Below are 12933 nucleotides of genomic sequence, written 5' to 3'. Positions count from 1 at the left end.
ATATTTTTTGTATGTTTTGACTTATTCTTTATGAAATTTTTGACAGTATTTACAGTGTTGGCCAGAAAATCCCAAATCCAGGTATGACAAAAAGAGTCTGATAGCGTGACTTTCACCGAACGCTGCCGCTTCTTTTCATATCTATCGTATTGGTTTTATTGTATAATAGAAAGAGACTTGACCCAGTCAGGGACCTAAGGAGGTTTAGAAATGCAAATTGAAATACCAGGTTATCAGACCCTTACCATCAACCATCTGCTTTTGGACTATAATGGCACCATTGCTGAAGACGGCAGGATCCGAGATCGTGTAAGGGAACTTCTTATCCAACTCTCTGAATCCTTGACCATCCACGTCCTGACCGCCGACACCCATGGAACCGCTGCCGCAGAATGCCAGAGCATCCCCCTTCTTCTGGACACCTTCCCAACGTCTGATGCTGCTTCCTATAAACTTCAGAAACTCCAAGAAACCGGAGCGTCCTGCTGTGCCTGTATCGGGAACGGACGCAATGACCTTTTCATGCTGAAAGAAGCCGCCCTTTCCATCGCGGTCATAGACCGGGAGGGTATGTATCCGCCCCTCCTGCCTTACTGCGATCTGTGTGTGCACTCCTCCGAGGAAGCGCTGGAGCTCTTTCTTCATCCGAAACGGATCATCGCAGGACTACGTGGATAAGACAACCTCGGGGATAGGACCAAAAGTCCTATCCCCGTTTTCTTTTCTGTATTTAGCTGATTCTTAGTGGTGGAACAGACGGAGTCCGGTAAAGGACATTACCATTCCATATTTATTGCATGTCTCAATGACATTATCATCTCTTACAGATCCACCCGGCTGCGCAATATATTTCACACCGCTCTTGTGGGCACGTTCGATATTGTCTCCAAACGGGAAGAATGCGTCGGATCCAAGGGTTACATCGGTCATCTGATCCAGCCATGCTCTCTTTTCCTCAGCTGTGAAGACTTCCGGTTTTACCTTGAATGTCTTTTCCCATACGCCGTCCGCGAGAACATCCATGTATTCATCCCCGATATAAAGGTCGATGGCATTGTCTCTGTCCGCACGTCCGATGCCGTCCACAAACTGAAGTCCGAGTACCTTCGGAGACTGACGTAAGAACCAGTTGTCTGCCTTGTTTCCTGCAAGTCTTGTACAGTGGATACGTGACTGCTGTCCTGCACCGATTCCGATGGCCTGTCCGTCTTTGACATAGCATACGGAATTGGACTGTGTATATTTCAATGTAATCATGGAGATTGCCATATCGATCTTCGCCTGATCAGTCAGCTCTTTATTTTCTGTTACCACATTGGAGAAAAAGTCGTCATCAATCTTTAACTCATTGCGTCCCTGCTCAAAAGTAATACCGAATACATCCTTGTGCTCGATCGGAGCCGGCACATATTCCGGATCAATCTCGATGATGTTGTAGTTTCCTTTCTTTTTCTGCTTCAGGATCTCAAGCGCTTCCGGTTCATATCCAGGAGCAATGATTCCATCGGATACTTCTCTTTTGATAATCTTTGCAGTAGATACGTCACACACATCGGAAAGGGAGATGAAATCACCGAAAGAAGACATTCTGTCCGCTCCTCTTGCTCTTGCGTATGCACATGCAAGCGGGGAAAGCTCTCCTAAATCATCCACCCAGTAAATCTTCTTTAATGTATCGGAAAGCGGAAGTCCTACCGCTGCTCCTGCCGGTGATACGTGCTTAAAAGAAGTTGCCGCCGGAAGTCCGGTCGCCTCTTTTAACTCCTTTACCAGCTGCCATCCGTTGAACGCATCCAGAAAGTTGATATATCCCGGTCTGCCGCTCAGTACTTTGATCGGGAGCTCTTTTTCGTCTTTCATGAAGATTTTAGCCGGTTTCTGATTCGGGTTACATCCGTATTTTAATTCTAATTCTTTCATTCTCGATCCGCTCCTATTTGTTCTTATTTACGATCTTTGTCTCATAGTTTCCTGTTTCAATATCAATATAACGTACAAAAAGAGATACTTTGTTCTCCTCGTTGAGGCTCTCCCAGAGAAGATTTGTGAAACTTTCGATGTCATCCGGAACAGCAATCCGTTTCGGCTCTCCCTCAAAACTTGGAAGCGGATTTCCGTCACATTTATATGTATGGATAAAGTGTCCCTCTCCGGCTGCCGGGTTATTGTATGCAAACGTAAATCTCTGGCAGCTCTCCGGTCTTCCGTTATCGCTCTTTAAGATTGACATCGCATAATTGTAGTTTCCGTTTTCAATGTGCATGATTCCGGAAATACGAGGGGTGTAGTTCGGAGCGTCCGGCTCAAACTCTCTGCTTCTTAAAGACTGCTCAAATGTAAGCTGCCTGTCCATTCCCTCATAAATCGTATCGGTCTGATCTCCGTTTGTCACAATAGTCTTATTTCCAAGCACACGCACCGGTGCATAGATAATCAGGCTTGGGTCTGTAAGCTTTGATTCATCAAAAGCCTGGGTGCGGATTCCCTGTCCATCTTCTACAAAGATCCGGTTGCGGCTGTTTTCGCTGCGTCCCATAATAAAATAGGCTGTCACTGCCTTTTTGCCGTCCGGTGTCTTACCAATGATAATTCCACGTCCCGGATAAGAATTTCCCTTCAGTTCCTGTTCGATTGATAACATTTCCATGAATTTTCTCCTTTGCCGTTTGTTTTTCATCGTTCCTATTCATTATAACGCAAACTGCCTTTGTTATTCCAGTGTAATCGCCCATCTTTATGTAAGTATTTCTAATGAACATTATGCGCTTTCTCTTATCAACAGCTGTTTTTCACAAAACAAAACACCCTGCCGTCCGTATAGCAGAGTGTTGTTTTCCTCTTTTTCTACAAGAATGCCTTGTAGGTTTCCACATTTTTCTCTTCAAATTTGTAAAGTTTCCGCATGAGGCGAAGAATTTCCGTGTCCGCATCTTCATACTTCCTCAGATCCTGCAAGGCATTGGTCACTCCCATGCTACTTCCCTCAATCAGCATCTGAGCCATGCGGGAGGCGGATTTGTCATTCATCGTCTGAAGGTTGATCATCAGATACGTTTTCAGCCTGTCAAACATGCCGATGGATTTTTCGTTATGTCCCCGCTCTTCCAGAAGCCTTCTGGCCTCTTTGTTGAATTCCCTGTACTTTTCCAGTTGCTTCTCCATACATTCTTTAAACTCCTCATCATCGGAAAGTTCGATCAGCTGGCTTAATGATTCAATCCCCATCTGGGAATTCTGATACACAAAATTTAAAAGCTCAGTATTTCCACTCATTTGGCACACTCCTTTTTTTTGCTTTCTAGTATCTTCTCTTCCCGTGATTTTATGCAGTTTTTTGAAAAAGTTCCAAAGAACAAAGAGTTCCGCTCGCGGAACTCTCGCGCCGAGCGCGGTCGCTTTAGTGACAAATTTCTGCTTTGCGCGAGTGCGCATCCCGCGGAGCGTTTTGTTTAACAGGGAACGAAGTTTCCTGTTAAACAAAAACGGCGGAATCTCCGGTATCTTCCGGGACTTCCGCCGCCTGCGTTTTAATAGCTTCTGATTTTGTCATCCTCGTCGTCCGTTGTCTTTTGAATGGAACGGATCTCAACCTCGTAGCTGTAGTCGTCGCTTACTTTCACTTTCACTCGGTCCCCCGCATGCTTTTTCAGGATCGCCTTTCCAAGCGGCGATTCGATGCTGATCTTACCGTCCAGAGAATTGCCGCGGATGGAGGTGACCAGCTTGAAGGTGCTTGTCTCATCATCTTCCGGAAAGTAGACTTCCACCAGATTGTTAAGCCCTACTTCATCCAACGCGGACGTATCCTTTACAATCTTCGCCGTCTTCAGCATCCTTTCCAGATAACGGATTCTGCTTTCGTTTCGGTTTTTGTCTTTCTTTGCCGCATGATACTCAAAGTTTTCGCTCAGGTCGCCGTGTGCCCTTGCCTCTTTGACCGCTTCGATCGCCTCTTTGCGGACAACCAGTTTCCGGTACTCGATCTCCTCCTGAATCTTCTTTACATCATGCTCTGTCAGCTGTTCCCGCATTGTCTTTTACGCTTCCTTTACCCGATTTTTTCTGCCCATTCTTTTTCCTTGAATCCCGGAATCACAAAATCCTCTCCTACAAGAAGCGGGCGCTTTACAAGCATCCCGTCTGTTGCCAGAAGTTCATACTGCTCTTCCTCGCTCATCTCCTTCAAACGGTCTTTTAATTCCAGTTCCCGGTATTTCATGCCGCTTGTGTTAAAAAACCGCTTGAGCGGAAGCCCGCTTTTCTGATGCCAGGCTTTCAGCTCCTCTTTGGTCGGATTGTTCTCTACAATATTTCTTCTTTCAAACTCGGCTCCCTGCGCTTCCAGCCATTTACCGGCTCTCTGACAGGTACTGCATTTTGGATATTCAATAAACAGCATGTTGCTTCCTCCTGATTAAATGCGGATCATATCTCTTGTAATCTCTTTGATGGAGGCTGCTCCGCACATTCCCATCGTATCCGCAAGCTCACTTCCGATCTTCTCAATATAAGTACGCACGCCTTCTTCTCCTGCTCCAAAGACTGCTGTCACAAACGGACGGCAGATAAAGACTCCATCTGCACCAAGCGCCAGCGCCTTGAATACATCTGTACCGGAACGGATTCCGCCGTCCACGAAGATCTTCATCTTTCCTTTGACTGCATCCACAATCTCCGGAAGTACCTCTGCTGTAGACGGACACTGATCCAGCACACGTCCTCCATGGTTGGACACAACGATTGCGTCAGCTCCTGCCGCCTCAGCCTTCAGCGCACCGCGCACCGTCATGATACCTTTTACGATAAACGGCACATCACTCATGCTGACAATCTCATGCAGCTCTTCCACGGTCTTGCTTCCTGCCGGAGGTGTCATGTTTTTCAGGAACGGAAGTCCGGCCGCATCGATATCCATGGCAACCGCAAATGCCTTTGCCTGCTTTGCGAGCTCCATCTTTTCTTTCACTGTTTCCAGATTCCACGGCTTGATTGTCGGAATTCCAAGTCCTCCTTCTTTCTGAATCGCCTCACACGCAAACTTCATCACATTTGCATCCACACCGTCTCCGGTCACTGCTGCGATCCCTGCCTTTGCACAGGCAGATACAAGAACATCATTGTAAGTCTGATCATTGTACTTCTCACCATAGTGCAGATTCACTGCTCCTACCGGGCCTGCAAAAAACGGGTACTTAAATGTCTTTCCGAACAGCTCCACTGAGGTATCCGCAGCTCCCCCTGCACAGATCGTATCCATGTTTACACGGATCTCCTGCCATTTATCATAGTTGCGGATAGCTGTATCACCCACGCCCTTGGCTCCCGGACCCGGTATCTGATTTCTGCATGCCTTACCATTGCAGACCGGACATGCTTTGCAGTACTGGCCGATACAGGTACGTGCTTCTTTTAATATCTCTTCATATGTCATATCTCTTTCCTCCGTTTCTTTTTCCACTTTCTTTATTGTAGCAAACTTCACAGGAAGCCGCAAGAGTACACACATAACATCGGGGACGTGTTCCTGTGCATCGGAACACGTCCCCGAAAATAAATGATATTATGATAACTGTTCCAGTACCCAGTCTACATCGTCTGTTGTCTTTAATGTTTCCAGAAGTGCCGGGTCTTCCAGAAGGGTACAGAGTTTTCCGAGAAGATCGAGATGTTCGTCTCCGATTCCGGCGATACCGAACACAAGCTGTGCTTTTTCCGCACCGAAATCGACGCCTTCCGGATACTGCAAAAATACAATTCCTGTTTTCTTTACTGTTCCTTTTGCCTGGGTCGTTCCATGCGGGATGGCAACGCCCATGCCCATGTAGGTAGATACCAGTCTTTCCCGTTCCTGCATTGCTTCTACATAAGATTCGTCCACGTATCCGAGTTTTACGAGAAGTTCTCCGGCTGCCTGAATGGCCTCCTCTTTTGTTACCGGTTTTTGTCCCAGACGGATTCCGTCCGCAACGATCACCTGTTTTTTGATCGGTGTGTCCGGAATAAGAATGTCCGTATTTTCTCCCGCAGGTGCTGCCGGAGCATCACCGGTTGTCAGCTGTACATACAAGGCATCCAGCGCCGGATCCGCAAGGAAATTTCCTATTGTAATCAGCTGTGCCTGCGGCGCTGCTTTTTTCGCGCGGGCAGCAAGTGTTGTCTGTACGACTGCGATATCACAGTCTGCCGGTATTGTATCGACCGATGTATTGGATACCGTAATATCCGGGCGGTCATTTTTGATCCTGTTGCGGAATTTGGTTGCTCCCATCGCGGAAGATCCCATACCTGCATCGCATGCGAAGATGATTTTTTTCACTTCTTCGGAACGTTCAATCGTTCCCGGTACTGTTGTTTCCCCTTTTGCAGCCTGCTTCATGCTTGCCATTTCGTTTTGAGCTTCCTCAAGGCTTCTTCCTCCTGCCATTTTGACAATCGGAGAGGCAACCACGAAGGAGATTCCGGCCGCAATCACGACACCGATCAGTACTTTGACAAGATCAGATCCCGGCGATACCATCAGGTAGGCAATGATGGAACCTGGTGACGCCGGTCCGACCAGGCCGCAGTCTGTAATGGTGTACCAAAGAATAGCTGCCATATTTCCAAGAATCGGCGCAACAATCACAACCGGATTCATCAGAATATACGGGAAATAAATCTCATGAATACCTCCCAGAAGGTGAATGATCACTGCACCCGGTGCAGAATCTTTTGTCACCTTGTCTTTGCAGAAGAACATATAAGCAAGCAGAACACCAAGTCCCGGTCCCGGATTGGTCTCCAGCATGTACATGATGGATTTTCCTGCTTCTGCTGCCTGTTCCGTTGCAATCGGTGTAAAAATACCGTGGTTCAGCGCATTATTGAGGAAGAGAACTTTCGCCGGTTCCACAAACACTGACACAAGTGGAAGCACACTGTGTTCCACAAGGAAATTGACGCCTGCTGATAAAATCATCAGAATCGCGCTCATGAATGGTCCGATTGCTACGTATCCAAGCATAGCCAGAACCATACCGATGATGCCGACCGAGAAGTTGTTGATCAGCATCTCGAATCCTGCCGGCATATGTCCGTCCATCGCTTCGTCAAACTTCTTGACACAGAATCCTGCCAGAGGACCCATTACCATGGCCGCCATGAGCATTGTAATTTCCGTATTGCTCATAATCGCACCAATTACTGCAATGGCGCCCGCCACACGTCCGCGGTCCCCGCCGATCATACGTCCTCCGGTTGAGGCGATCAAAATCGGGATAAGGTATGTCAGCATCGGACTGACCATGCTGTTGAATCCTTTATTCGGGATCCATCCGGTGTCGATAAAAAGCGCGGCAAGAAAGCCAAAGGCAATCAATGCACCGATATTCGGCATTACCATTGCCGATAAAAATTTACCAAAACGCTGTATGTTATTTTTCACAAATCCGTCCTCCATTCACTCTCAAATCTTCAATGGAGAATGGGTTCAGCTATATCATTTTCCTGTTTACAGGACCTGTACGCCGTATTTCCGGCATTCCTCCAAAAATTCTTCCGGCAGTTTCCCGTCAGAGACAATAATGTCAATATCGGCAAGTCCGCAAAAACTGAAACTGCATTTAACATCAATTTTGGAAGAATCCATCAGGGCGATCACCTGATCGGACTGTCGGATCGCGGTCTGCTTTAATAACGCCTCATCGCTGATGCCGCAGGAGAAACCTACCGACGGATGAAATCCTGTGACCCCTAAAAACGCCTGGTCAAAATTCACCCGCTCAAGCTCTTTGATGGCGGAAATTCCGAACACGCTCTGGCTGTAGCGGTTCAGCCTCCCTCCCGGAAGCATTACCGTTGGTTTCGTAAGTCCGGCCAGCTTCGTTGCGCAGCTCAGTCCTGTTGTATAAATCAAATAAGAGTCATCCGGAATCTGTTCCGCAAATGCCGTAGCTGTACTTCCCGAATCCAGAAACACTGTTGTGTCTGGTTTCAGCAACGCAAGTGCCTTCCTTGCAATCTCCTTTTTTTCCGAAATGTTGTATACAGATTTACGGTTCAGAAATCCATCTGTTCCTACGATGACCTGCACGGATTTCGCCCCTCCGTGTACACGCAGGATCTTTTTTTCCTCATCCAGTGCTTTCAGATCTGTACGCAGTGTCATCTCCGACACATTTGGAAACTTCTTTTTTATCTGAGCAAAACTGACCGTCTCTTTTTCATTGATCAGCTGAACAATCGCATTTCTGCGCATTTCCATTGAATCCATATATTCCTCCTGTCCATGCCGGGACAACACAGACAGGCTGTCCTGACACAATTATTCCTGAATAAAGTTTTTAAGAAGATACTCCTCCGCTTCCGGACACCACAGTCCATTGTGAGCATCTACAATATCCGCCAGATCAACCAGACGCTGATCCTTTGTTTCCTCTCCTTTTGCACGCAGATCAGAAAGTGCGGTAAGAGGCATGGAAAGATGTGTGTAAATCAACTTCTTTCCTCCAGGGATCTTTGGCAGATTCAGAGTTGTTTCTGCTGCAGAATCCAGTCCTCCGATATGGGTAACCATGACTGCCGGATCAATTCTTCCTTCCGCTGTCAGCTCCAGAGACTCGATCATATCAGCTGTGTTTCCGCCTGTTGTTCCCATTACATGAGTAGAATTATAATGTACATCATAGAAGTTCATAGTTGCACTGAATTCTTTGTCTGTAGGACCTGCGAAGAAATTCAGACAGCCGTCTCTTCCGAGAATCGCGCTGGACTGTGTAACAACCTGTGCAACCGGAGCATAGCAGAGTACATCGTCATATCCTGTGCCTCCTGAAATTTTCAGAAGCTCTGCAACCGGATCTTCCAGTTTTCCAGTATTTACAAAATGAAGCTCAATGCCGTCCTTTTCAGCCTCTTCCGGCGGGAAGAGAGATGCTGCTCTGTCCAGACGCTCCTGATTCAGATCTGTCACGACAATCATGGACGGACGGATGTCTCTGTGAAGTGCGTAGGTCAGTGCACCAAGTCCCATCGGGCCTGCTCCTGCCATAATCGCAAGCTTTCCGCCCTCTTTGATTCCCATCTGGTGTGTATATACGCCCATCTTCGTATGATAAGCAGCATTAAATGCTCCGATACTGCAGGACATCGGCTCTGCCAGAGATGCTTCATAGTAGGCACGTCCCTTGTATTCCAGAAGGCATCCCAGCTCCATTACCTCAGACGGAATGATACAGTATGTTGCATCTCCTCCGAAGAATTCGTAAGAATATCCCGGGCTCCACATTGTTCCCTTATAGTTCAGAGCCGGCTGAAGAGTAAATTTCATTCCCGGTTTGAACTTGTCCTGATGGTTCTTTCCTACCTTTACGATATCTCCCGCGAACTCATGTCCCATGATTGCCGGATGCTCTGCCACATCCTCATGCACACGTTTGTGTTCGGTTCCAAGAATAGCACATTTGTATGTAGACATACAGATACTGTCTGAAACCACCTTTACTAAAATCTCATCATCCGTAATTTCCGGAAGTTCAAATTCCTCCAGACGTAAATCATTTGCCGCATGAAGCCGTACTCCTTTTGCTTTCATAATAAAACTCCTTTCTTTATTTTAAATAAATATTTTTCTCTTTGCAACCGCTATCATCTTTTCAAAGCAGTTCTCAGATCGTCCTGAATACCACTTTCGGGAGCAGTGTTTCCACTACTTCATATTCCGCCGCCTGTGTGCCGCTGCACATCACGTTTGCCGCTCCCACTGCCGTGGAAAGTCTTACTGTCTCCTCCAGAGTCTTTCCTTCTTCTTCCGATACTGCAAGTGCTGCAACCACACTGTCTCCAGCGCCCACGGTGCTTCCTACCGGCACCTTCAGTCCTTCCGCGTAGATCGTTTTGTCCTTTGTCACATAGACAGCTCCGTCTCCTCCCATGGAAGCAACAACCTTCCCGATCCCGTACTCTTTCATCAGTTCCGCAGCCGTTTCAGCTATCTCCTCCGGTGTCTCAAGAGCCCGTCCTGTCAAAGCACCCAGTTCATGATTATTCGGCTTGATCAGGTACGGTGAGGCTTTCAGTCCTGCTTTCAGAAGATCCCCGTCCGCATCCAGAATTACTTTCGCGCCCTTTTCACGGAATGCTTTTGTCCAGGTGTAATAAGTATCTTTCGGAGATCCTTTTGGCATGCTGCCGGATATGACAACAATATCCTCTTTCGTTACTTTTGCCAGAAGTTCTTCTAAAAGCTTCTCCAGAATTTCTTCCGACACGGTCACTCCCGGTTCATTGATATCCGTATTCGTATGATTGTCCGGATCAATGATTTTCATGTTGGTACGCGTTTCACCCTCCACAAAGTGAAAGAGGGTCGTAAGTCCCATCTCCGTAAGGGCCGAAAGGATCGCTCTTCCGGTATCCCCGCCCAGAATTCCTGCGGCAACGCTTGCTCCTCCAAGCTTTTGAATCACCTTTGAGACGTTGATCCCTTTTCCGCCTGGATCAGTCCTCATAGATGTTATCCGGTTGACAGCATCAACGGTCAGAGACGGAATTTCCACCGTTTTGTCCAGTGCCGGATTCAACGTTACTGTGTAAATCATAATACCCTCCTTTTGTTTCAACAGTTCATTTTCATTGAAACAACAGTTTCTATATACAGAATAACACTTTTTCCGATAATGTCAACTGTTTTTTCAACAATTTTTATATTTTTAAAAGTCGAACGCTTTTATTTCAACAATTTTCATTGCCATGTTACATCCTTTTATATGATCCGTTCCTGTTTTGCTAGAACAAAGAGTTCCGCAAACGGAACTCTCGCGCCGAGCGCGGTCGCTTTAGCGACAAATTTCTGCTTTGCGCGAGTGCGCATCCCGCGGAGCGTTTTTTTTAACAGGGAACGAAGTTTCCTGTTAAAAAAACTCCGGTCTCCGTAAAGATGCCTGCTGCATCTTCACGGGAGACCGGAGTTTTCCGTCCCGATTGCTTTTTCACTTCTGCATTTTATCTGTCTCTAATCGCTTTCCTGCGGGAAATACTGGCCGAACAATTCTTCCATCTTTTCCGTAAGCTCCTTTTCCATCTCCCGGTAACGCACCAGAAACAGGCTTCCCTGTTCCGTCAGTTCGCTTTTTCCTCCTGAATTTCCGCCGTTATGGGAACTCAGCAGATGAAATCCCAGCTCTTTCTCTGCCCGTTTTATGATTTTCCAGCTTTTAGAATAGGACATTCCCATCTCGTTACAGGCCCCTTGAATAGATCCTTTCTTTTCTATCAGTTCCAGAATCCTTGCTACCCCCGGGCCAAAAAACCGTTCTTCTTTTTCCAATGTCAGCCGCAAAGCCGGCCGGATCTTTTCTTCCATTACCGCACTCCTTCGATGTTTTCTAAAAAGTTCCTGAACTACATTTTAATCTCATGCTCTGCTTTTGTCATCACATTCATTACCCAGACAGACAGAAACGCAATAACCAGAATTACCGCCACGTACACTGCCGCCCGGTCCATATTTCCGCCTGCAACTTCCGAATAAACAGCAAGGGGCAGGGTCCTTGTCTTGCCGGGAATATTTCCCGCCAGCATGGCAGTCGCCCCATACTCCCCAAGACCTCTTGTCGTTGATAAAATCATACCGGAGAGAATGGACGGAAATGTGCAGGGGAAGAGAATCTTCCAGAGAATTCCCCATTTTCCGAGCCCCAGCATCTTTGCTTCCTCGATCATATTCTGGTCAATCTGTTCAAATCCCGCTTTTGCGGAGCGGTACATCAGAGGGAAGGAAACGACAACCGCAGACAATACTGTCGCCACCCAGGAAAAGGCAATCCGGAAACCAAAAACTTCCTCCACAAAGCTCCCGATCGGGCGTCTTGCCCCGAAAAGCCATAACAGAAAGAAACCCGCGACCGTCGGAGGAAGTACAAGCGGAATGGTAAGAATCCCGTCCACCGCGGCTTTTAGTTTCCTGCCTTTAATAAACATGACTGCCCACGCTGCCAGAATCCCAATGACAAAGGTAATCACAGACGCACATACCGTTGTCTTAAGCGAAATCCAGACCGGAGAAAAATCCATCTCCTGTTCCTCCTGCTACTCGGCGCTGCGATAATCCGCAAATCCATAGGACTCAAATACGGACACCGCATCGTCAGAGATAATAAAATCGTAAAATGCCCTGGCAGCCTCCTGGTTTGGCGCATCCTTTGTCATTGCCACCGGATACAGAACCGGAGATTCCAGTGAATCAGCCGGCGCCTCCGCCACCACTTTGACCTTGTCTGTCGTTGCCGCATCTGTCGCATAGACAATTCCACAGTCCGCAGAAGACTCCGCCACCCAGTTCAGCACTTCCGTAACATTCGTTCCAAAACTTGCCTTTGCTGAAACCGTATCCCAGAGACCAAGATTTGTCAGTGATTCCTGCGCATACTGTCCCACCGGAACGCTCTCCGGATCCCCGACCGCTATCGTACCTGCATTGGCGATATCTTCAAAAGAGGAAAACTCTGCGTCGGAGGAAGCCGGGGTAATCAGTACAATCTTGTTTTCCAGCAGGTTGACAATCGTATCGCTGTCAATCATCCCCTCCTCTTCCAGCGCATTCATCTGCGTCGGCGCTGCTGAGAAAAAGAGATCTGCCGCAAGACCGGACTCGATCTGCTGCTGCAGCTTTCCGGAAGAATCATAGACACCTTCGATGTTCACATCCGGATACTGCTCCTCAAATGCCGGAATCAGCTCCTCTTCAAATGCATATTCCAGGGAAGCGGCAGCAGCAAGCGTCACGGTTCCCTCCAGATTACTCCCGGATGTTCCATCCTCTTCCGTCTGCGATTTATTGCTTTCGGAAGCCTGGTCGCCGTCCCCTCCGTCCGAAGACTGGCATCCCATCATTGCAAGTCCCATTGATGCTGCAAGAAGCTGCATCATTACCCGTTTTTTCATAGATTTTTCTCA

General features: G+C 47.5%; 14 protein-coding genes. 1 reads left to right on the top strand and 13 read right to left on the bottom strand.

Features of this window, described 5'->3' with window-relative positions; genetic code table 11:
• Window positions 1-210: 210 nt before the first annotated feature.
• The gene (locus tag B5E64_RS16865) at window positions 211-678 is read left to right on the top strand and encodes an HAD family hydrolase (RefSeq protein ID WP_048620444.1); all 468 of its coding nucleotides are present in this window, start codon (window positions 211-213) and stop codon (window positions 676-678) included.
• A gap of 63 nt (window positions 679-741) precedes the next feature.
• On the opposite strand, the gene B5E64_RS16860 is transcribed toward B5E64_RS16865, so the two are convergent.
• The 13 genes from B5E64_RS16860 to modA form a co-directional block, all read right to left on the bottom strand.
• On the bottom strand, window positions 742-1920 hold the full coding sequence (locus B5E64_RS16860) for a phosphoribosylaminoimidazolecarboxamide formyltransferase (protein ID WP_087169612.1): 1179 nt from the start codon (window positions 1918-1920) through the stop codon (window positions 742-744).
• Window positions 1921-1933: 13 nt separating this feature from the next.
• Window positions 1934-2647, bottom strand: a complete 714-nt coding sequence (locus B5E64_RS16855; protein ID WP_087169611.1) for an IMP cyclohydrolase — start codon at window positions 2645-2647, stop codon at window positions 1934-1936.
• A gap of 197 nt (window positions 2648-2844) precedes the next feature.
• Window positions 2845-3273: a hypothetical protein gene (locus B5E64_RS16850; RefSeq protein WP_087169610.1), complete on the bottom strand. Its 429-nt coding sequence runs from the start codon at window positions 3271-3273 to the stop codon at window positions 2845-2847.
• Window positions 3274-3527: 254 nt separating this feature from the next.
• On the bottom strand, window positions 3528-4031 hold the full coding sequence (gene greA / locus B5E64_RS16845; protein WP_087169609.1) for a transcription elongation factor GreA: 504 nt from the start codon (window positions 4029-4031) through the stop codon (window positions 3528-3530).
• Window positions 4032-4048: 17 nt separating this feature from the next.
• Entirely contained in the window at window positions 4049-4399 is a 351-nt protein-coding gene (locus B5E64_RS16840; protein ID WP_087169608.1) for an arsenate reductase family protein, read from the bottom strand.
• A 15-nt stretch (window positions 4400-4414) separates the two neighbouring features.
• Window positions 4415-5431, bottom strand: a complete 1017-nt coding sequence (locus tag B5E64_RS16835) for an alpha-hydroxy-acid oxidizing protein (RefSeq protein ID WP_087169614.1) — start codon at window positions 5429-5431, stop codon at window positions 4415-4417.
• 129 nt (window positions 5432-5560) lie between these two features.
• Window positions 5561-7423: a PTS mannitol transporter subunit IICBA gene (locus B5E64_RS16830; RefSeq protein WP_087169613.1), complete on the bottom strand. Its 1863-nt coding sequence runs from the start codon at window positions 7421-7423 to the stop codon at window positions 5561-5563.
• Window positions 7424-7489: 66 nt separating this feature from the next.
• Window positions 7490-8251 (bottom strand): DeoR/GlpR family DNA-binding transcription regulator, encoded by a 762-nt coding sequence (locus B5E64_RS16825; protein ID WP_087169607.1) that lies wholly within the window; start codon window positions 8249-8251, stop codon window positions 7490-7492.
• A gap of 51 nt (window positions 8252-8302) precedes the next feature.
• Window positions 8303-9571, bottom strand: a complete 1269-nt coding sequence (locus tag B5E64_RS16820) for a zinc-binding dehydrogenase (protein WP_087169606.1) — start codon at window positions 9569-9571, stop codon at window positions 8303-8305.
• A 73-nt stretch (window positions 9572-9644) separates the two neighbouring features.
• The gene (gene pfkB / locus B5E64_RS16815) at window positions 9645-10577 is read right to left on the bottom strand and encodes a 1-phosphofructokinase (protein ID WP_087169605.1); all 933 of its coding nucleotides are present in this window, start codon (window positions 10575-10577) and stop codon (window positions 9645-9647) included.
• 413 nt (window positions 10578-10990) lie between these two features.
• Window positions 10991-11341 (bottom strand): LysR family transcriptional regulator, encoded by a 351-nt coding sequence (locus B5E64_RS16810; protein ID WP_087169604.1) that lies wholly within the window; start codon window positions 11339-11341, stop codon window positions 10991-10993.
• A gap of 38 nt (window positions 11342-11379) precedes the next feature.
• Window positions 11380-12051 (bottom strand): molybdate ABC transporter permease subunit, encoded by a 672-nt coding sequence (gene modB, locus B5E64_RS16805; protein ID WP_087169603.1) that lies wholly within the window; start codon window positions 12049-12051, stop codon window positions 11380-11382.
• A 15-nt stretch (window positions 12052-12066) separates the two neighbouring features.
• Window positions 12067-12921, bottom strand: a complete 855-nt coding sequence (gene modA, locus B5E64_RS16800; protein WP_087169602.1) for a molybdate ABC transporter substrate-binding protein — start codon at window positions 12919-12921, stop codon at window positions 12067-12069.
• Window positions 12922-12933: the final 12 nt, after the last annotated feature.

Source organism: Drancourtella sp. An12 (assembly GCF_002160935.1).
Taxonomy (GTDB): Bacteria; Bacillota; Clostridia; order Lachnospirales; family Lachnospiraceae; genus Sellimonas; species Sellimonas catena.
The sequence above is the reverse complement of the archived record's forward strand: the minus strand, read 5'-3'. Positions and strand labels throughout refer to the sequence as shown.

Bases quoted from the DNA above. Each gene is read 5' to 3' on its own strand.
- B5E64_RS16865 (WP_048620444.1), top strand. From the start codon at position 211: ATGCAAATTGAAATACCAGGTTATCAGACCCTTACCATCAACCATCTG.
- B5E64_RS16860 (WP_087169612.1), bottom strand. From the start codon at position 1,920: ATGAAAGAATTAGAATTAAAATACGGATGTAACCCGAATCAGAAACCG.
- B5E64_RS16855 (WP_087169611.1), bottom strand. From the start codon at position 2,647: ATGGAAATGTTATCAATCGAACAGGAACTGAAGGGAAATTCTTATCCG.
- B5E64_RS16850 (WP_087169610.1), bottom strand. From the start codon at position 3,273: ATGAGTGGAAATACTGAGCTTTTAAATTTTGTGTATCAGAATTCCCAG.
- greA (WP_087169609.1), bottom strand. From the start codon at position 4,031: ATGCGGGAACAGCTGACAGAGCATGATGTAAAGAAGATTCAGGAGGAG.
- B5E64_RS16840 (WP_087169608.1), bottom strand. From the start codon at position 4,399: ATGCTGTTTATTGAATATCCAAAATGCAGTACCTGTCAGAGAGCCGGT.
- B5E64_RS16835 (WP_087169614.1), bottom strand. From the start codon at position 5,431: ATGACATATGAAGAGATATTAAAAGAAGCACGTACCTGTATCGGCCAG.
- B5E64_RS16825 (WP_087169607.1), bottom strand. From the start codon at position 8,251: ATGGATTCAATGGAAATGCGCAGAAATGCGATTGTTCAGCTGATCAAT.
- B5E64_RS16820 (WP_087169606.1), bottom strand. From the start codon at position 9,571: ATGAAAGCAAAAGGAGTACGGCTTCATGCGGCAAATGATTTACGTCTG.
- pfkB (WP_087169605.1), bottom strand. From the start codon at position 10,577: ATGATTTACACAGTAACGTTGAATCCGGCACTGGACAAAACGGTGGAA.
- B5E64_RS16810 (WP_087169604.1), bottom strand. From the start codon at position 11,341: ATGGAAGAAAAGATCCGGCCGGCTTTGCGGCTGACATTGGAAAAAGAA.
- modB (WP_087169603.1), bottom strand. From the start codon at position 12,051: ATGGATTTTTCTCCGGTCTGGATTTCGCTTAAGACAACGGTATGTGCG.
- modA (WP_087169602.1), bottom strand. From the start codon at position 12,921: ATGAAAAAACGGGTAATGATGCAGCTTCTTGCAGCATCAATGGGACTT.